Origin of the sequence: Streptomyces sp. NPDC050548, from assembly GCF_044457385.1 — a bacterium.
In the GTDB taxonomy this organism is placed as follows: domain Bacteria; phylum Actinomycetota; class Actinomycetes; order Streptomycetales; family Streptomycetaceae; genus Streptomyces.
Genome location: NZ_JBITGV010000015.1, coordinates 203,158 through 221,110, shown reverse-complemented (window position 1 = coordinate 221,110; position 17,953 = coordinate 203,158). Strand labels below are relative to the sequence as shown.

At 70.0% G+C, this 17,953-nt stretch carries 16 protein-coding genes; 5 read left to right on the top strand and 11 right to left on the bottom strand.

The window, feature by feature from the left end; translation table 11 throughout:
• Positions 1-30: 30 nt before the first annotated feature.
• From ACIBJH_RS34850 to ACIBJH_RS34835, 4 genes are all read right to left on the bottom strand, one after another.
• Complete coding sequence (locus ACIBJH_RS34850) at positions 31-1,851, bottom strand: ABC transporter family substrate-binding protein (protein WP_399120911.1); 1,821 nt, start codon at positions 1,849-1,851, stop codon at positions 31-33.
• A gap of 250 nt (positions 1,852-2,101) precedes the next feature.
• On the bottom strand, positions 2,102-3,145 hold the full coding sequence (locus tag ACIBJH_RS34845) for an NUDIX domain-containing protein (RefSeq protein WP_399120910.1): 1,044 nt from the start codon (positions 3,143-3,145) through the stop codon (positions 2,102-2,104).
• A gap of 139 nt (positions 3,146-3,284) precedes the next feature.
• Positions 3,285-3,479 (bottom strand): hypothetical protein, encoded by a 195-nt coding sequence (locus tag ACIBJH_RS34840; RefSeq protein ID WP_019069460.1) that lies wholly within the window; start codon positions 3,477-3,479, stop codon positions 3,285-3,287.
• 30 nt (positions 3,480-3,509) lie between these two features.
• Positions 3,510-4,481, bottom strand: coding sequence for a TIGR01777 family oxidoreductase (locus tag ACIBJH_RS34835; RefSeq protein ID WP_399120909.1), 972 nt, complete (start codon positions 4,479-4,481; stop codon positions 3,510-3,512).
• 188 nt (positions 4,482-4,669) lie between these two features.
• Here ACIBJH_RS34835 and ACIBJH_RS34830 point away from each other — a divergent pair, with 188 nt between their 5' ends.
• Positions 4,670-6,691, top strand: a complete 2,022-nt coding sequence (locus tag ACIBJH_RS34830; RefSeq protein WP_399120908.1) for an NPCBM/NEW2 domain-containing protein — start codon at positions 4,670-4,672, stop codon at positions 6,689-6,691.
• Positions 6,692-6,760: 69 nt separating this feature from the next.
• On the opposite strand, the gene ACIBJH_RS34825 is transcribed toward ACIBJH_RS34830, so the two are convergent.
• A complete protein-coding gene (locus tag ACIBJH_RS34825) occupies positions 6,761-7,717 on the bottom strand; it encodes an ROK family protein (RefSeq protein WP_399120907.1) in 957 nt (318 codons plus the stop codon).
• A gap of 205 nt (positions 7,718-7,922) precedes the next feature.
• Here ACIBJH_RS34825 and ACIBJH_RS34820 point away from each other — a divergent pair, with 205 nt between their 5' ends.
• Both ACIBJH_RS34820 and ACIBJH_RS34815 read left to right on the top strand, forming a co-directional pair.
• Positions 7,923-8,960, top strand: a complete 1,038-nt coding sequence (locus ACIBJH_RS34820) for a LacI family DNA-binding transcriptional regulator (protein ID WP_399120906.1) — start codon at positions 7,923-7,925, stop codon at positions 8,958-8,960.
• Between the two features lie 8 nt (positions 8,961-8,968).
• Entirely contained in the window at positions 8,969-9,751 is a 783-nt protein-coding gene (locus ACIBJH_RS34815; protein ID WP_399120905.1) for a hypothetical protein, read from the top strand.
• Here ACIBJH_RS34815 and ACIBJH_RS34810 read toward each other — a convergent pair.
• Positions 9,697-11,664 (bottom strand): protein kinase, encoded by a 1,968-nt coding sequence (locus ACIBJH_RS34810; protein ID WP_399120904.1) that lies wholly within the window; start codon positions 11,662-11,664, stop codon positions 9,697-9,699. The two genes, ACIBJH_RS34815 and ACIBJH_RS34810, sit on opposite strands and share 55 nt — an antisense overlap.
• A 95-nt stretch (positions 11,665-11,759) precedes the next feature.
• Positions 11,760-13,064: a DUF6986 family protein gene (locus tag ACIBJH_RS34805; RefSeq protein ID WP_399120903.1), complete on the bottom strand. Its 1,305-nt coding sequence runs from the start codon at positions 13,062-13,064 to the stop codon at positions 11,760-11,762.
• Between the two features lie 184 nt (positions 13,065-13,248).
• On the opposite strand from ACIBJH_RS34805, the gene ACIBJH_RS34800 reads away from it, so the two are divergent.
• Positions 13,249-14,142, top strand: a complete 894-nt coding sequence (locus ACIBJH_RS34800; protein WP_399120902.1) for an endonuclease/exonuclease/phosphatase family protein — start codon at positions 13,249-13,251, stop codon at positions 14,140-14,142.
• 68 nt (positions 14,143-14,210) lie between these two features.
• Here ACIBJH_RS34800 and ACIBJH_RS34795 read toward each other — a convergent pair whose 3' ends face one another.
• The 4 genes from ACIBJH_RS34795 to ACIBJH_RS34780 all read right to left on the bottom strand — a co-directional run bounded on the left by ACIBJH_RS34795 (position 14,211) and on the right by ACIBJH_RS34780 (position 17,399).
• Positions 14,211-15,173 (bottom strand): electron transfer flavoprotein subunit alpha/FixB family protein, encoded by a 963-nt coding sequence (locus ACIBJH_RS34795; protein ID WP_399120901.1) that lies wholly within the window; start codon positions 15,171-15,173, stop codon positions 14,211-14,213.
• A gap of 61 nt (positions 15,174-15,234) precedes the next feature.
• Positions 15,235-16,023, bottom strand: coding sequence for an electron transfer flavoprotein subunit beta/FixA family protein (locus ACIBJH_RS34790; RefSeq protein ID WP_266868343.1), 789 nt, complete (start codon positions 16,021-16,023; stop codon positions 15,235-15,237).
• 244 nt (positions 16,024-16,267) lie between these two features.
• Positions 16,268-16,777, bottom strand: coding sequence for a flavin reductase family protein (locus tag ACIBJH_RS34785; protein WP_399120900.1), 510 nt, complete (start codon positions 16,775-16,777; stop codon positions 16,268-16,270).
• Positions 16,778-16,985: 208 nt separating this feature from the next.
• Positions 16,986-17,399 (bottom strand): TlpA family protein disulfide reductase, encoded by a 414-nt coding sequence (locus ACIBJH_RS34780; protein WP_399120899.1) that lies wholly within the window; start codon positions 17,397-17,399, stop codon positions 16,986-16,988.
• A 75-nt stretch (positions 17,400-17,474) separates the two neighbouring features.
• Between ACIBJH_RS34780 and ACIBJH_RS34775 the strand changes: the two genes are divergently transcribed.
• On the top strand, positions 17,475-17,891 hold the full coding sequence (locus ACIBJH_RS34775) for a DUF4395 domain-containing protein (RefSeq protein WP_399120898.1): 417 nt from the start codon (positions 17,475-17,477) through the stop codon (positions 17,889-17,891).
• Positions 17,892-17,953: the final 62 nt, after the last annotated feature.

Sequence of the window (17,953 nt, the reverse complement as noted above, 5' to 3'; positions counted from 1 at the left end):
GAGCCGAGCCCAACAGGCTTTCCTGCGGGGCTACTTCTTCAGGCCCCACTCGCCGGTGTTGTACGCCGGGCCCACGTTCGTGGCGTTGTTCCTCATGTTCACGAACCGCGTCTGCACGGCGAGGAACGTCGGCTTCTGGTACAGCGGCAGGACGTAGGCGTCGTTCACCATGAGCTGGTCGGCCTGGTTGAGCAGGGCCGCGGCCTTCGTCGCGTCCGTCTCGCCCACGGCCTGGGAGATCATGGAGTCGGCCGTCTTGTTGCTGTAGCCACCGAAGTTGCCGCCACCGCCGGTGAACCAGTTCTGTTGGGCGTTGCTGGTCGGGAACGGTGCCGCGACCCAGGCGAACACGATGATGTCGTACTGGTGCCCCGCGAGGACCGTGCCGAGGTCGGCGGCGCCGATCGGCTTGATGGTCACCTTGATGCCGAGGCTCGCCAGGTTGCTCTGCAGGATCTGGCACTCGCTCTGCCGGATCTGGTTGCCGGTGGTGTAGCGGCAGTTGAAGGGTCCGACGGCCTTGCCGTCCGGCGTCTTCAACGCCGTGCCCACCCCGGTGAACTTGGCGTCCGTGAGGTACTTCTTGGCCTTGGTCAGATCACCCGACCCCTGGCCGGTGCTGGTGACCAGGTCCTTGTAACCGGCCTGTCCGGGAACGAAGTTGTGGCTGCCGAGCGGCTTCACGGCCGGGTCGAACTGGCCGACCGTCTTGGCGATGATGTCCTTGATGTTGATCGCGGTGAACATCGCCTGCCGCAGCGCCAGATACTTGCCGATCACCGGATTGTGCAGGTTCAGGTCGAAGTGCTCCCAGGTCAGACCGTTGCCGATGGTGTAGGTGACACCGGGGATGTCCTTGACCTGGTTGACCAGGTCCACCTCGGGTTGCGGGTAGATGCCCTGAACCTCGTTGTTCTTCAACGCCGTCGGCTCTTGGGTGGCGTCCGAGATCACCTTGAAGATCAGCCGCTGGAGGGTCGCCTTCTTCGCACCGGTCCACTTGGGGTCGGGCACGTAGGTGGCGTGGTCGTTGTCGACCCACTGCTGCATCTTGTAGGCGCCCGCGGTGGGGTACTTGGTGGGCGGCGTCTTCAGGAAGTACTGCCAGGCCTGCGCCATCTGCGTGGCCGTCATGGCGGCGGCGTCACCGGCCTTGGCGCCGGAGAGCTTCTCGGCGGTGTGGGCCGGGTAGAGCGGATAGCCCCCGCCGAACAGCGACTTCCAGTCCGAGTACGACTTGGACATCACCATGGTGAAGGTCTTGCCGTTGTCGGAAGGCGTGAGGGACTTGATCCGGTCGTAGCCCGCGGTGCTCTGGGGCAGGCAGCCCTTGGTCTGCGTGGAGTCGCTGGCGGGCGGCGGCGGACAGTCCTTGCCGTTGTTGGTGCGCCAGTAGTAGACGAAGTCGTCGGCGGTGATGGGCGTGCCGTCGTTCCACGCCGCCTTGGGGTTGATCTTGTAGACGATGGTCTGCGGGCTGGTGCTGGTCTGCGTCGCCGAGGTCACCAGGTCGGTGTTCAGAGTGACGGTGAAGTCCGGCTGGGGTACGAACACCTGAGGCAGGACGACCTCCATGGCCTCGGCGTTCTCGAAGGTGTTGCCGTTGACGTCCTGGACGTTCCACTGCTGGATGTTCTTCTCCAGCACATAGGTGAACGTTCCGCCGGACTTGGTGGCGGCCGAGTTGCAGGTGTTGGCCTTGCCCACGGTGTTGCAGGACGTGAGTCCGGCCGAGCTGCCCTTGCTGGGGCTGCCGCCCCCACCGCCGCCACTGCTGCAGGCGGTGAGCACCAGGGTGAGCCCGGCGGCGAGAGTGAGTGCCCGGGTGAGGGCCGAGGATGGCGCGCGCATGTTCCTCTCCTTCGACCGGCGAAATGTCCGGTCCCGTCGAGGCGGCCGGCGGCCGCGAGAGAACTGAGCTGCGCAAAGACGTTAGAGCTCCGATGTACCTTCTTCACGTTCTTGTTCATACCGGGACGGCGACAATTCGCCCTCGCTTTGTTATCGGAATGACCCATGCCCCGCAAAATCGCCAGGTCGCGTCCCCGAAAAGGCAAAGTCCCGTTCAACATCGTTGATCAGTCCGCAAATTGACGGATCGTCAGCCAACCGGTACGCCTGCCTCCAGATAGAGCGCGGCCCCGCGTTCCCGGGCGCGCAGCGCCCACCGCAAGCGCTCGTAGCGGACCGGCGGCAACAGGTCGGCGGCCTCCTGCTCGCTGGCGAAGCACCAGCCGCGCAACTCCGGTCCCGGCAGCAGCAGTCGGTCCGCCTCGGCGGCGCCCAGCCGGCCGCCGTCGAAGAGAAGGCGCAGACCGCCGTAGCCGGGTGGTGCGGGTGGTTCCCAGTCGACGACGAGCAGTCGGGGTACGTCGTCGAGGACGATGCCGGTCTCCTCGGTGACCTCGCGCATGCCGGCCCGGGCGGGTGCCTCGCCGGGTTCGACGACCCCGCCGGGGAACTCCCAGCCGGCCTTGTAGGTGGGGTCGACGAGCAGCACCCGGTCCTGTTCGTCGAAGAGGAGCACTCCGGCCGCGATGGTCTCGGAGGTGGGCTCCGGGGTCTGCACGATGTCGCAGACGGGGACGGTACCGCTGCCGACGGCGTCGGCGATCCGGCGGGCCGTCTCGTACGGGGTGAGGGCACTGGTGTCGACGAGATGAGCGTCGGCGGTGAGCCAGGAGGCGAGTGCGGCACGGTACGGCTCGATGTGGTCGTACGCCCACTGCTGTATCCGCAGCTCGCCGTCGGGGAGGTCCGGCGGGATCTCCCGGCCGGCTATTCGCTCGCGCAGGATCGTTTCCGCCGGTGCCAGGAGAACATGCCGGACCGCGACCCGGCGGGCCGCGAGGCCGCCGAAGATCTCGTCGCGGTACTCCTGGCGCAGCAGGGTCATCGGGACGACGAGGGTCCCGCCGAGCTCGGCGAGCATGGCGGCGGCCGTGTCGATCACGAGCCGTCGCCAGATCTGCAGGTCCTGGAAGTCGCCGACCTCCGCGAGGTGCTTGGGCGGGAGCAGGTTCGGAAGTGCCCCGCCGATGATCTCGGGGTCGAAGAACGTGCTGTTCGGGATCAGGTCGATCAGTTCCCGTGCGGTGCTGGTCTTGCCTGCACCGAACGCGCCGTTGATCCAGACGACGGTCACAGGTCCCCCTCTTCTGTTGGCCCCCTGAGGCTTGCCCGTTCCACCCTGCCACGGAAACCAGCCGCAGTTGAGGGCGTACATACGACGGCGCCGGCACCCCCTCCGACGGGGCACCGGCGCCGTGCGCCATGGACCGGTATCAGCTGTTCTCTCCCAGGGCGCCCTCGTCGACGGCGAGGCTGCCGTCGCTGACGAGGTGGTCCATGGAGCCCACGGTGTCCTTGACGTTGAGATCGCCGAGTACGTCGTGGTCGTGGGAGTGCGACGGAGTGATCGCGGCGACGACGAACCCGGTGGCGAGGGAGGCGATGGCCAGCATGCTGCGCTTCTTCATGCCCCGTTCAACTGACGAAGCGCGCCGGGGTCACGCCCGGACCGGCCGCCGGGTGGAAACCGCTCCGCCGCGCGACCGTAGTACGAGGTCCACGGCCGCCTCGGGCCACTGCGGATGGTCGAAGGTGAACCCCTCCGCCAGCAGCCGCCCCGGGACGACCCGCCGGCTCTTCAGGAGGAGTTCGGTGTCCGAGCGCAGCGTGAAGGCGCCCAGCTCGGCCATCCACCTCGTGGCGGGCAGGCCCACGGGGATGCCCCGGGCGGCGCGCAGGACGCGCATGAAGGCGCGTTGCGGGAGCGGCCCCGGGGCGGCGAGGTTGACCGGCCCGGCGATGTCCTCCCGAGCGATGAGGAACTCCACCGCGCGGACGAAGTCCTGGTCGTGGATCCAGGAGACGTACTGGGCGCCGCCCGCGACCGGACCGCCGAGCCCGAGCCGGGCCAGCCCGAGCAGCACGTCGAAGACACCGCCCCGGTCGGGGCTCATCACCATGGCGGCACGCAGGGCCACCTTGCGGGTGCCCGGGGTGCCGGCGCGCTCCTGCTCGCGTTCCCAGTTCCTGGCGATCTCGACGCTGTACGACCAGCAGCCGGGGACGTCCGGTTCGGCTCCGCCGATCAGGCCCGTGGCCTCGTCGTTGGGGGCGTCGTAGCGATGGGCGTAGACGGTGGCGGTGCTCATCTGGAGCCAGACGCGCGGCGGTTGCGCGGCGGTTGCGATCGCCTCGCCGACGACCCGGGTGGAGTGCACGCGCGAGTCCATCATGGCCTTCAGGTTGGCGGGGGTGTAGCGGCAACTGACGCTGCGGCCCGCCAGGTTGATCACGACGTCGCTGCCGTCGATCTCCCGGGCCCAGGAGCCCAGGTGCTCGCCGTCCCACCACACCTCGCGGTCGCGCTTCGGCCGCCTGGTCAGGACGACGACCTCGTGGCCGGCCTCGGTCAGGGCGCGGTCGAGGATCGCGCCCACCTGTCCCGTACCGCCGGGAATGACGATCTTCACAGGGCTCCCCCTTCTGTTCGGGAGTGAGCCTAGCGCAGAAAGTTGAACGTGTTCAAAACTCACGCGATGGAAAGTCGAACAATGAATACGCAACTCTTCCAACAGAGTTCGACACGTCCTACCGTAATCGCGCACATGACATGCACAGGAAGTGATCCCATCTCTCGCGAGTCCGGAGGAACGTCACCATGCGTCACCCCCACACCCGCACGACCCGCCGAAGAGTGGTAGGAGTGCTCACAGCAGGGCTGTTGTGCACGGCGGGCCTCGCCGCGCCCGCGGTCGCCGCCCCCGTACAGGACCCCGTCTCCCCCGCCCTGGCCGATGGTCAGGCGCTCACACCTCCGATGGGTTTCAACAACTGGAACTCCACCAACTGCCGCGCCGAGTTCAACGAGTCGATGGTCGAGGGAATCGCGGACCTCTTCGTCGCCAAGGGCCTCAAGGCGGCCGGCTACCAGTACGTCAACCTCGACGACTGCTGGGCCCTGCCGACCCGCGACGCCGACGGCAAGCTCGTCCCCGACCCCGTCCGCTTCCCGCACGGCATCAAGGCCGTCGCGGACTACGTGCACTCCAAGGGGCTCAAGCTCGGCATCTACACCAGCGCGGGCACCAAGACCTGCAACGACGCCGGATTCCCCGGCGCGCTGGGCCACGAGTACAGCGACGCGCGGCAGTTCGCCGACTGGGGCGTGGACTACCTCAAGTACGACAACTGCAACAACCAGGGCGTGGACGCCAAGTTGCGCTACACCACCATGCGCGACGCCCTGAAGGCGACCGGCCGGCCCATCGTCTTCAGCATCTGCGAATGGGGCGAGAACAAGCCCTGGGAGTGGGCCTCGGACGTCGGGCACCTCTGGCGCACCACCGGTGACATCAGCGACAACTGGGGCTCGATGCTGTCGATCCTCAAGCAGAACCTGCCGCTCGCGCAGTACGCAGGACCCGGGCACTGGAACGACCCCGACATGCTGGAGGTCGGCAACGGCGGTATGACGGACACCGAGTACCGCTCGCACTTCTCCATGTGGTCGATCATGGCCGCACCGCTCCTCATCGGCTCGGACCTGCGCAAGGCGACCGACGCGACCTTCGACATCCTCGACAACAAGGAGGTCATCGCGGTCGACCAGGACCCGCTGGGCAAGCAGGGCAACGTTGTCATGTCCGAGGGCGGACGCTGGGTCGTCGCCAAGGAGATGAAGGACGGCAGCCGTACGGTCGCACTCTTCAACGAGTCCGGCAGCGCCCAGCGCATCGCCACCACCGCGACCGCCGTCGGCCTCCCGAACTCCCGCGCCTACACCCTGCGCGACCTGTGGCAGCACAAGAGCTACAACACCGCGGGCACGATCTCCGCGACCGTCCCCGCCCACGGCACGGTGCTCGTACGGGTCTCCGCCGACCGGCACGCGGTCAAGAACCCGCCCGCCGTCGAACTCGGCCTGGACGGCGCCCCGTTGGTCCAGGCGGCGACCGCGACCCCGCTCACCACGACGGTGACCGACCTCGGCCGGACGACCGCCGAGCGCGTCTCGGTGAGCCTGACCGGACCCGCCGGCTGGAAGATCCGGGCCAAGTCCTCGACGACCGCGAAGGCCGTGCCGACCGGCAGGTCGCTGCGCACCAAGTGGACGGTCACCGCTCCGGCGGGGACGCCCACGGGGTCGTACGACCTTGCGCTGAAGGCGAGTTACCGCTCGCCGAGCGGTGCGCGGGTCACCAACACCCTGCCGTTCACCGCGTCCGTGGTGGTCGCTCCGCCCGCGGGCACCTCGTACCTCGGTGACCTTCCGTGGATGTCAACGGCCAATGGATGGGGGCCCGTTGAGCGCAACACCAGCAACGGGGAGAGCGCGGCCGGGGACGGCAATCCCATCACTCTCGGCGGAGTCGTGTACGCCAAGGGACTTGGCGTACACGCCGAGAGCGAGGTGGCGTACTACACCGGGAAGGCGTGCGAGAAGGTCACCGCGGACGTCGGTGTGGACGACGAGAAGGGGGCCAACGGGACCGTCGCCTTCGAGATCTGGGCGGACGGCACGAAGGTCGCCTCGACCGGCGTCCTCACCAACGCGATGCCCGCCCAGCCGGTCACGGCGGACGTGACCGGCGCCCAGGTGGTCCGACTCGTCGTCACCGACGGCGGCGACGGGATCGACTCGGACCACGCGGACTGGGCGGACGCGCGGCTCACTTGCTGAGCGACGTACAACTCACGTGCCGGACAAGGGCGTAGGGCACTGAACGAACGTTTCGTCCGTTCTGCGCCCTCACACCCCGGCCGCGGTCGCGCTGCTCGCCTGCCCGGCGAGCGCGGCCGCGGCCGCTCCCACCAGCCCGGCGTCCGTGCCCATCTGAGCCGGCGTCACCGTCAGACGCCGTACGAAGGACAGCGTCGCGTAGTCGCTCAACGCCTTGCGCAGCGGCGTGAAGAGCACATCGCCCGCCTTGCCGACGCCCCCGCCGATCACGGCGATGTCGATCTCGACGAGGGTCGCGGTGGCCGCGATACCGGCCGCGAGGGCCTGCGCGGCCCGTTCGAAGGAGGCGACGGCGACCGGGTCGCCCGCGCGGGCGGCGGCGGCCACCGCGGCGGCCGAGGTGTCACCGTCCGGGCCCGGCCGCCAGCCGCCCTCGACCGCCCGCCGGGCGATGTTGGGACCGCTGGCGATCCGCTCGACGCAGCCGCGCGAACCACACGGACAGGCGTCGCCGTCCAGGTCCACGCTGATGTGGCCGATGTGGCCCGCGTTGCCCGTCGGCCCGGGATGCAGCTGCCCGTTGAGGACGAGGCCGCCTCCGACTCCGGTGGAGACCACCATGCACAGCGCGTTGGCGTGCCCGCGCGCCGCTCCCTGCCAGTGCTCGGCGGCCGTGATCGCCACGCCGTCGCCGATCAGCTCCACGGGCAGGTCCCCGGCCGCCGCACGCACCCGCTCGACGAGCGGATAGTCGCGCCAGCCGGGCACGTTGACGGGACTCACGGTGCCCGCGGAGGCGTCCACGGGACCCGCGCTGCCGATGCCGAGGGCGCTCGCGCGGGACCACGAGGGCGATGCGGTGAGTTCCGCGAGCACCTCCTCCACGGCCCGCATCACGGTGTCGCCGTCGTCCTGCGAGGGCGTCGGGCGCTGCGCGCGCACCAGGATCTTGCCGTGGCCGTCCACCAGCGCCCCGGCGATCTTGGTGCCGCCGATGTCGAGCGCGGCCACGAGGTCGGTGTGCATCAGTGTCAGATCTCCCCGTCAAACATGAGAACCACCAGAAGGTGAGTTGGACCGGTCTCGCGGTGGGGGCGCAGGCCGTAGATGTCGGTGGACAGTCTCTCTCGCATATGACAACGTTGTCCAGGCTCTATGCTCGACGCCACATCCTCATACAAACCCATGGACCTATGCATCCCCCGTGGACGACAGGACAGGACAGCGCATCGTGCCAGAGACCGCCCGCCGCCCCGAGAACCGCTACGGCAACCGTCCGACCATGAAGGACGTGGCCGCGCGCGCCGGTGTCGGCCTGAAAACGGTGTCGCGGGTGGTCAACGGCGAACCGGGCGTCACCCCGGACACCGAGCGCCGCGTCCAGGAGGCCATCGACGCACTGGGGTTCCGGCGCAACGACAGCGCGCGCGTCCTGCGCAAGGGTCGCACAGCGAGCATCGGCCTCGTCCTGGAGGACCTCGCCGACCCGTTCTACGGTCCCCTCAGCCGCGCGGTCGAGGAGGTGGCCCGCGCCCACGGCGCCCTGCTCATCAACGGCTCCAGCGCCGAAGACCCGGACCGCGAGCAGGAGTTGGTGCTCGCGCTGTGCGCCCGGCGGGTGGACGGTCTGGTGGTGATCCCGGCCGGGGACGACCACCGTTATCTGGAGCCTGAGATCAAGGCGGGTGTCGCGACCGTGTTCGTGGACCGTCCGGCCGGGCGGATCGACGCCGATGTCGTCCTCTCCGACAGCTACGGCGGCGCGCACGACGGGGTCACCCACCTCATCTCCCACGGCCACCGGCGCATCGGCTTCATCGGTGACATGCCCCGCATCCACACGGCGGCCGAGCGCCTGCGCGGCTACCGGGCCGCCATGGAGGACGCCGGGATAGCGGTCGAGGACTCCTGGATGTCCCTCGGTGTGACCGACCCCGTGCGGGTCCGCCGGGCCGCCGAGGAGATGCTGTCCGGCCCCTCCCCCGTCACCGCGATCTTCGCCGGCAACAACCGCGTGACGGTCACCGTCGTCCGGGTCCTCGCCGAACAGGCCCGGCGGATCGCCCTCGTGGGCTTCGACGACTTCGAACTCGCCGACCTGCTGCAGCCCGGCGTGACCGTCGTCGCCCAGGACGCGGCGGCCCTCGGCCGTACCGCGGCCGATCGTCTCTTCCGCCAGTTGGACGGCACGCTCATCGCCCCGGAACGCATCGAGTTGCCGACCCGGCTGATCACCCGGGGCTCGGGCGAGCTGCCGCCGTCGGACTGAGCCGAACCGTGAACGACCGTACGCTGGAGGCTCTGGGGCTGGCCCGGGCGCCGCGCGAGTTCCCGCTCGACTACCCGGGCGCCTGGCCCGCAGGCTCCGGACTCCTCGTCGGGGACCGGCTGTTGCCCCTGGACGGCCGCGTCACGTACGAGGACCGCACTCCGGTCCTCGCCATCGGTTCCAACGCCTGTCCCGGTCAACTGCGGCACAAGATGGCGGAGTTCGGGATCGACTCCCCCGTCCCGATGGTGAAGGTACGGGTCACCGGTGTCGACGTCGGTGTCTCGGCGCACGTGAGCCGCGTGGGCTATGTGTCCGCGTCGCCGCTCAACTCACCTGGTGTCGTGCGGGAGTTGTTCGTGACGTGGTTCGACGCGCGGCAGCTCGCGGTGGTGGACGCGAGTGAAGGGGCGTACGACCGGGCGCGGTTGACCGGGCCCGAGTTCCGTTTCGCGCCGTCGGACTCCGGGGAGCCGCTGCGGGGCGCGTATGTCTACGTCAACCGGTACGGGGTGTTGAGGGACCGTGCGGGTGTTCCGCGCCGGCATCCGGGGGAGCGCGCGCTGCTCACCGAACTTCTCGCCGCCTCACCGGAGTTGAGGAAGCTGTTCGGGCGGACGCCGGAGGAGTTCTGTGCTCGGGCGCGCGCCGACCGGGAGTTGTGCGAGCGGGGTACACGGCTGTTCCGGGAGGAGGGGCTGGTGACGGTATCCGGTCTGGAGCGGTTCGTAGGGCCTCAGCAGACCGGCAGCCCCGGGACCGGTTCGTCGTTGCCCCCGCCCTTGATGTAGACGTCGCTGACATAGACGTTCGTGTTGCCGCTGTCGTCGTCCGTCTTCGCCCACCAGATGTTGGTCCACTGGCCGTAGGTCTCGCGGCGGCCCAGATTCGCCTGGCAGTAGAAGTAGTTGGTGCCCGTGCCGAGCACACCCACCTCCGTGCCGGACGCGGTGTAGGACTTGGCGGTGCGCCACACCTGGCAGTTGTATTTGCCGCCGCCGATGGACTGACAGGCCGGGGCGGGACTGGAGCTGGGGCTGGTTCCGTCGGTGGGGGTGCTGTTGCCGCCCGAGCCTCCGCCGCCGGAGGACGTGGACCTGCTCGGCGAGGCGGTGGGAGTTCGCTTGGCCGTCGGGTCCTCACCCTTGCCGGTGTGCTGCTCGGTCGGTGCCTGAGTCCCGTCGGCGCCCTGCCCGGTGGGCTTGGCGGAGTCCGAGCGCTTGACGTCCGCGCGTGCGGTGGGCGAGGCGTCGCCGGCGTCCTGGACCGGGGGTGAGCCGCCCTGCGAAGTGACCGACGTGTCACCGGAGTTGACGTAGTGGGCGACGACCACTCCGGCACCGGCGAGGACGACCGCCGCGGCAGCGGCGGCGATCAGTACGCGTACCTTGCGGCGGGGGTGGGCGGGGTGCGCCATGGGCCCGGTCGGTGGGGCCGGGTGGGGCACTGGGGCGAGGGGCGGGCCGAAGCCCTGGGGGACAGAGGTGGCAGTGGGCGTGGGAGCGGGCGTGGAGACGGGTGGGAGGGTGTCCGATCCAGTCGGCGGAACCGGTGAACCGGGGGCTTGGGCTCCCGGTCCGGGCGGAATCCCGGGGGTACCGGCCGCGCTCGGCTCTCCGGTTCCGGCCGGGGCCTCGGACGGCTCTCCAGGTCCTGCCAGGGCTTCGGGCCGCTCCGCACTCCCAAGACCGGTGGTGCGGGCCGCCGTTGACTCCTGCGGGTCCTGAACCGGGGCTTCCGGCCCATCGCTTCCGCTCGGTGTCTTCGCCCCCGTTCCGAAGCCCGCCGCCACCGCGGCAGCCCCTCCCCCGGCCCCCCTCAGCAAAGTCGTCGGCGAGTCCGTCTCCGGCGCCTGCGCCACCGCTTCCAGCAGCCTGCGTGCCAGGTCGGCGTCGGGGCGGGACTCGGGGCGTTTGTCGAGGAGTTGGCGCAGGACGGGGGTGAGCGGACCGGCGCGGTGGGGTTCGGGCAGGGGCTCGTCGACGATCGCCGTGAGGGTGGAGTACGTCGAGGTGCGACGGAACGGTGAGGCGCCCTCGACAGCCGCGTACAGCGTGGCGCCCAGGGCCCAGACGTCGGAGGCCGGGCCGGGGTCGGCGCCCTGCGCGCGCTCGGGAGCCAAGTAGTCCAGGGAGCCGATGAGTTCGCCGCTGCGGGTGAGGTGCGTGGCGGAGCCGTCGCCCGGGTCGTCCATGGTCGCTATGCCGAAGTCCGTGAGGACGACCCGGCCCGAGCGCTCCAGCAGGATGTTCCCGGGCTTCACATCGCGGTGCAGCACACCGGCGGCGTGGGCGGCGGCCAGTGCCTCCATCACCCTCGCGCCGATCCCGGCCGCCTCGCGCGGGTCGATGGGGCCGCGTTCGCCCAGCACGTCGTCCAGGGAGGGACCGTCGATCAGCTCCATGACGATCAGCGGGCGGCCGTCGACCTCGGCGATGTCGTGCACGGCGACGACACCGGGATGGCGGACCCGCGCCGCCGCCCGTGCCTCGCGCTGCATCCGCAGCCGCAGATCGGCGAGTTCGGGCGCGTAGTCGTCGGTGAAGGAGCGCAGTTCCTTGACCGCGACCTCACGGCCGAGGACCTCGTCGACGGCGCGCCAGACCACGCCCATTCCGCCGCGCCCGAGCCGGGCCACGACGCGATAGCGCCCGGCCAGCAGTCGGCCGACTCCGTCCGCGCGTCCGCTCTCCCCCGAAGACACTGCCGCTCCGTTTCTGTGGCACAACCATGAACGCCGTACAGCCTACGGGGCGGCAGTGACAACAGGAGGGGGCGGCGGCAGCTGTGACAGGTCCGCTACTTGGCGGACGCCGTCAGGTCGCCCCGGCGGGGCGCGGCGAAGCCCTCCAGGTCCGTGCGGGTCAGCCCGGTCGCGTCGGCCACCTCGGCGATGTCGAGCGCGCCGCAGTCCAGGCCGCGCAGCAGATAGCCGCTGAGGGCCTTGGCGGTCGCGGGCTCGTCCATGACGTCGCCGCCGGCCCGGTTGGCGTAGCGGGCGAGGCGGGCGGCGGCCTGTTCGAAGCCCTCGCGGTAGAAGGCGAAGACGGCCGCGTAGCGGGTGGGGATGTGGCCGGGGTGCATGTCCCAGCCCTGGTAGTACGCGCGGGCCAGTGCCCGCCGGGTGAGGCCGTAGTGCAGCCGCCAGGCGTCGTGGACCTGAGTCGTCGGACCGACGGGCAGCACATTGGTCGAACCGTCCGAGACGCGTACGCCCGTCCCGGCCGCCGCGACCTGCATGACGGCCTTCGCGTGGTCGGCGGCGGGGTGGTCACTGGCCTGGTAGGCGGCGGAGACACCGAGGCAGGCGCTGTAGTCGAAGGTGCCGTAGTGCAGGCCGGTGGCACGGCCCTCGGCGGCCTGGATCATGCGGGCGACCGTGGCGGTCCCGTCGGTGGCCAGGATGGACTGGCTGGTCTCGATCTGGATCTCGAAGCCGATCCGGCCGGCGGCGAGCCCGTGCGCCTTCTCGAAGGCCTCCAGGAGTCGCGCCATCGCGGTGACCTGCTCGGCGTAGGTGACCTTGGGCAGGGTCAGGACCAGCCCCTCGGGCAGTCCGCCGGCCGCCATCAGTCCGGTCAGGAAGATGTCGAGGGTGCGGATGCCGCGGTCGCGCACCGGCGCTTCCATGCACTTCATCCGGATGCCCATGTACGGCGCCGCCGTGCCCTTCGCGTACGCGTCGGCGATCAGCCGGGCCGCGCGGGCGGCGGCCTCGTCCTCCTCGGCGTCGGGGCGGGGGCCGTAGCCGTCCTCGAAGTCGACGCGCAGGTCTTCGATCGGCTCGCGCTCCAACTTGGCCCGCACGCGCGCGTGGACGGGCTCGGCGAGTTCGTCGGAGAGCCCGAGGACGGCGGCGAAGGAGGCGGCGTCGGGGGCGTGCTCGTCGAGAGCGGCCAGCGCGCGGTCGCCCCAGGCGCGGATCGTGTCGGCGGCGAAGACGTCACCAGGGACGTAGACCGTGTGGACGGGCTGGCGGGTGCCGGGGTCGCCGGGGTAGCGGCGCTCCAGTTCGGCGTCGACCGGTGCCAGGGAGGCGCTGATCTCCTCGCCGACCGCGCCCGCGAGGCTCGTCGCCACCTTCTCCTGCTCGCCCTGACCCATCCCACAGCCTCCAGGTTTCCGCTCTACGGAATCAACAATCCGTAGAACGAAGTTATCCGTGGATCTTCCCGCCGGTCAACACCCTGTCCACGGCGTGAACCGACACCGTTCACTCCCGCCCCGAGGCCCTCTTCCGCCCGGCTCTTCGCCCCTTCATCCTGACTCCCAAGGGGAGGGGATGCACATGGCCACTGTCAGGACGGTGACGCGTCGCGCCGGGCTCACCACACTGGTGGCGGCCGCCGTCGCCCTGCCACTCATCGGAACGGCACGTTCCGGAACAGCCCGGAAGGAGACCCGCCTGCTGGACGTCATGACCTTCAACCTGCGCTTCGCGAGCAGCGAGGAGCCCAACAGCTGGCAGGTCCGTCGCCCGGTGATGCGCGACCTGCTGCTCCGCGCGGCCCCCGACATCATCGGCACCCAGGAGGGCCTCTACGCGCAGCTCCAGAACATCAAGCAGGACCTCGCGCCGCACTACGACTGGATCGGCGGCGGCCGCAAGGGCGGCAGCTTCGACGAGGAGACGGCGATCTTCTACGACACCCGCCGGCTCGCCCCCGTCGAGTACGACCAGTTCTGGCTCTCCGACACGCCCGCGGTGATCGGCTCGAACACCTGGGGCGGCGCCCACCCGCGCATCGCCACCTGGATCCGCTTCCGCGACCTCGGGGACGGCGGACGGCAGTTCTACGTCCTCAACACCCATCTGGACAACGCGAGTCAGTACGCACGCGAGCGTGCCGCCACACTCATCGCCGAGCGCCTCGCCCGTCTCGACCGCTCCCTGCCGATCGTGGTGACCGGCGACTTCAACACCGCCGCCCACACCACCTCGGTCTACGACACGATGCTCGGCGCCGGCCTCAGGGACACCTGGGACGCGGCGGCCGGGCGCGGGCAGCTGTACGGCACCTTCCACGGCTATCGCGCGCTCGTCCCCGACGGGAACCGCATCGACTGGATCCTGGTCACCGAGGGGGTCACCGTACGCCGTACGGCCATCGACACGTTCTCCGAGAACAGCCAGTTCCCCAGCGACCATCTGCCCGTGCAGTCCACGATCAGCCTGGGATGAGCGGCCCAGGACACGCCGAGACCCCCACGACCGCGCGGGTCGCAGGGGCCTGACGGCACTTGTGGAGATCAGCCCTTGCGGGTGTTGATCTCCTCCGTGAGCTGCGGGACGACGTCGAAGAGGTCGCCGACCACGCCGTAGTCGACGAGGTCGAAGATCGGGGCCTCGGCGTCCTTGTTGACGGCCACGATCGTCTTCGAGGTCTGCATGCCCGCGCGGTGCTGGATCGCGCCGGAGATGCCGTTGGCGATGTAGAGCTGCGGGGAGACGCTCTTGCCGGTCTGGCCGACCTGGTTGGAGTGCGGGTACCAGCCGGCGTCGACGGCGGCGCGCGAGGCGCCGACGGCCGCGCCGAGGGAGTCGGCGAGCGCCTCGATGATCGCGAAGTTCTCCGAGCCGTTCACACCACGACCACCGGAGACGACGATCGCGGCCTCGGTCAGCTCCGGGCGGCCGGTCGACTCGCGCGGGGTGCGCGCGGTGACCTTGGTACCGGTGGCCTTGTCCGAGAAGGTGACCGCGAGGGCCTCGACCGTACCGGCGGCCGGGGCGGCCTCCACGGCGGCCGAGTTGGGCTTCACGGTGATGACCGGGGTGCCCTTGGAGACACGGGTCTTGGTGGTGAAGGAGGCGGCGAACACCGACTGCGTCGCGACCGGACCCTCGGCGCCGGCCTCCAGGTCGGTGGCGTCGGTGATGATGCCGGAGCCGATGCGCACCGCGAGGCGGGCGGCGATCTCCTTGCCCTCGGCGGAGGACGGCACCAGGACGGCGGCCGGGGAGACGGCGTCGTAGGCGGCCTGGAGGGCGTCCACCTTCGGTACGACGAGGTAGTCGGCGTACTCGGCGGCGTCGTGGGTGAGCACCTTCACCGCGCCGTGCTCGGCGAGCGCGGCGGCGGTGCTCTCGGCACCGGAGCCGAGGGCGACCGCGACGGGCTCGCCGATACGGCGGGCCAGCGTCAGCAGCTCCAGGGTGGGCTTGCGGACGGCACCGTCCACGTGGTCGACGTAGACGAGAACTTCAGCCATGGGAATGGTCTCCTGCGTGCTTGCGAAGTCTGAGGGGCGGTAAGCGAGTTGGGCCTTGGGCCTAGATGAACTTCTGGCCCGCGAGGAACTCGGCGAGCTGCTTGCCGCCCTCGCCCTCGTCCTTGACGATCGTGCCGGCGGTGCGCGCGGGGCGCTGGGCCGCGGAGTCGACGGCGGTCCAGGCGCCTTCGAGGCCGACCTCGTCGGTGTCGATCTCCAGGTCGGAGAGGTCCCAGGCCTGAACCGGCTTCTTCTTGGCGGCCATGATGCCCTTGAAGGACGGGTAACGCGCCTCGCCCGACTGGTCGGTGACGGACACGACGGCCGGCAGGGAGGCCTCCAGCTGCTCGGAGGCGGTGTCGCCGTCCCGGCGGCCCTTGACGACGCCGTCCGCGACGGAGACCTCGGAGAGCAGCGTGACCTGGGGGACGCCCAGGCGCTCGGCCAGCAGGGCGGGGATCACACCGGCGGTGCCGTCGGTGGAGGCCATGCCGGAGACGACCAGGTCGAAGCCGGCCTTCTCGATCGCCTTGGCCAGCACCAGGGAGGTGCCGATGGCGTCGGTGCCGTGCAGATCGTCGTCCTCGACGTGGATCGCCTTGTCGGCACCCATGGAAAGCGCCTTGCGCAGGGCGTCCTTGGCGTCCTCCGGGCCCACGGTCAGGACGGTGATCTCCACGTCGTCGTCCGAGTTCTCGGAGATCTGCAGCGCCTGCTCGACCGCGTACTCGTCGAGCTCGGAGAGCAGACCGTCCACGTCGTCCCGGTCGACGGTCAGGTCATCGGCGAAGTGCCGGTCGCCAGTGGCGTCGGGCACGTACTTCACAGTGACAACGATCCTCAAGCTCACGCCGGCTCTCCTACTGCATCGTCATTTTTCGGCTGCCTACTTCCAGGCAGCATAGGCGCCTTGAACGGCCGTTCCCGGTGCGGGCGGCCGGTGCTCCGAGCGAAATATTACTCGCCAGTACGCAGCACTACGCTCCCTCAGCAGGTGCCCGCTAAGCAAGCGCTTTGAACTGTGACCTGTGCAACGCAGCGTAATCGGAACTCGACGCTTCCGCAGGGTGGCCCGTCACCCACCGGGAGTGGTCTCAGTCACGCAGCCCGTTGAAGCGGCCCTGGTGGTAGAGGAGCGGGCGGCCGGAGCCGGCGTGGTCACCGAGGACGACCTCGGCGATGACGATGCGATGGTCCCCCGCGGGCACGCGCGCGACGACCCTGCACACCAGCCAGGCGAGCACGCCGTCGAGGACCGGTACACCCTCGGGCCCCTCGTGCCAGACGGTGGGCGCCCCGAACCGGTCGGCGCCACTACGGGCGAAGGTGGCGGCCAACTGCTCCTGGTGCTCGCCGAGTATGTGCACGCCGACGTGGTCGGCCCCGGATATCGCGGGCCAGCTGGACGCGCCGGTGCTGATCCCGAAGGACAGCATCGGGGGCTGGGCCGAGACGGAGCTGAGCGAGGTGGCGGTGAAGCCGACCGGACCGGTCTCACCGCGCGCGGTGATCACCGCCACACCGGCCGCGTGCTGCCGGAAGACGGAACGCAGCAGGTCGGGAGAGGCGAGCTGGGAGGTGCCGAGATCGGGCGTGGCCGTCATGGGGCTGTCCTTCTTGGGGAGGCGACGAGCTGGACCGTGGCTGCTCAACAGCCCGGACAGCACGCGCTCGCGGTGCGTGCGAGGTCGACGTGCACCCGCCCGAAAAGAAGGAGTTCCGAAGGCATACAGTCAGGCTGACGATAGGTGGTGTGCGCAGTCAAGTACGTTCCGGCATATGGGAGATGACTCACCGCTTCCGCCCGAATCGTCAAACCGCCTCCCCCAGGGCCGCGATGACATCCGCCTTGCGGGGGAGCCCGGTGGCGCGCCGCACGACCCGCCCGTCCGCGTCGAGCACCAGCACGGTGGGGGTCTTCAGGATGTCGAGTTCCCGTACGAGGTCCAGATGGTCCTCGGCGTCGATCTCGATGTGACGCACTCCGGGGACCATGCCGGACACCTCGCCCAGCACCCGGCGCGTGGCCCGGCAGGGCGCGCAGAAGGCGCTGGAGAACTGCACCAGGGTGGCCTTCTCGCCGAGGTCGCCGCCCAACTCGGTGGCGCCGAGCCGTTTTCCGCCGTCGCGCCCGCGCACCCGTACTCTCCCGCTCCGCCGCCGATGCAGCACTCCGTAGGCGCTCGCCGCCGCGAGCACCGCCACGCACACCACAAGTCCGGTCATCCCCTGCTCCAGCGTTCACGAGACTGCAAAGATTCCCAGCACCACGAATCGTTTCCGCTGCGGAATCCTGGGTTCATGGACATCGATGTGAGAGGACCGCGCTTCGGGGCGGCCCTGACGACCGCGGTGCTGGCGGTCGTGCTGGTCACCGGCAGTTTCTGGCTGCTGGCCTGGCAGACCCTGGCGTTCGCGCTGGGCGCGGCGGGCGGCGTGGGCCGCTCACCGTACGGCTGGCTGTTCCGGAAGGCCGTACGGCCGCGGATCGGGCCGCCGACCGAGTTCGAGTCGCCGGAGCCGCCGCGGTTCGCGCAGGCCGTCGGGCTGGTCTTCGCGGGGGTGGGTCTGGTCGGTTTCGGCCTGGGGCCGACCTGGCTGGGGCTCGCGGCGACCGGTGCCGCGCTCGCCGCCGCGTTCCTCAATGCCGCGTTCGGGTACTGCTTGGGGTGCGAGATGTACCTGCTCGTACGGCGGGTGACGGTTCGCACAGAGTAAAGGCAATTTAAAAGTCCGAGGTGGATCAAGTGATGGACGTGACGAGGATCTCGCCGTTCTAC

What these genes read in the sequence shown, in the direction of transcription:
- ACIBJH_RS34805 (WP_399120903.1), bottom strand. Translation starts at nt 13,064, where the DNA reads ATGGGTCAGGGCGAGCAGGAGAAGGTGGCGACGAGCCTCGCGGGCGCG.
- ACIBJH_RS34850 (WP_399120911.1), bottom strand. Translation starts at nt 1,851, where the DNA reads ATGCGCGCGCCATCCTCGGCCCTCACCCGGGCACTCACTCTCGCCGCC.
- ACIBJH_RS34825 (WP_399120907.1), bottom strand. Translation starts at nt 7,717, where the DNA reads ATGCACACCGACCTCGTGGCCGCGCTCGACATCGGCGGCACCAAGATC.
- ACIBJH_RS34775 (WP_399120898.1), top strand. Translation starts at nt 17,475, where the DNA reads ATGGACATCGATGTGAGAGGACCGCGCTTCGGGGCGGCCCTGACGACC.
- ACIBJH_RS34830 (WP_399120908.1), top strand. Translation starts at nt 4,670, where the DNA reads ATGCGTCACCCCCACACCCGCACGACCCGCCGAAGAGTGGTAGGAGTG.
- ACIBJH_RS34840 (WP_019069460.1), bottom strand. Translation starts at nt 3,479, where the DNA reads ATGAAGAAGCGCAGCATGCTGGCCATCGCCTCCCTCGCCACCGGGTTC.
- ACIBJH_RS34795 (WP_399120901.1), bottom strand. Translation starts at nt 15,173, where the DNA reads ATGGCTGAAGTTCTCGTCTACGTCGACCACGTGGACGGTGCCGTCCGC.
- ACIBJH_RS34785 (WP_399120900.1), bottom strand. Translation starts at nt 16,777, where the DNA reads ATGACGGCCACGCCCGATCTCGGCACCTCCCAGCTCGCCTCTCCCGAC.
- ACIBJH_RS34800 (WP_399120902.1), top strand. Translation starts at nt 13,249, where the DNA reads ATGGCCACTGTCAGGACGGTGACGCGTCGCGCCGGGCTCACCACACTG.
- ACIBJH_RS34780 (WP_399120899.1), bottom strand. Translation starts at nt 17,399, where the DNA reads ATGACCGGACTTGTGGTGTGCGTGGCGGTGCTCGCGGCGGCGAGCGCC.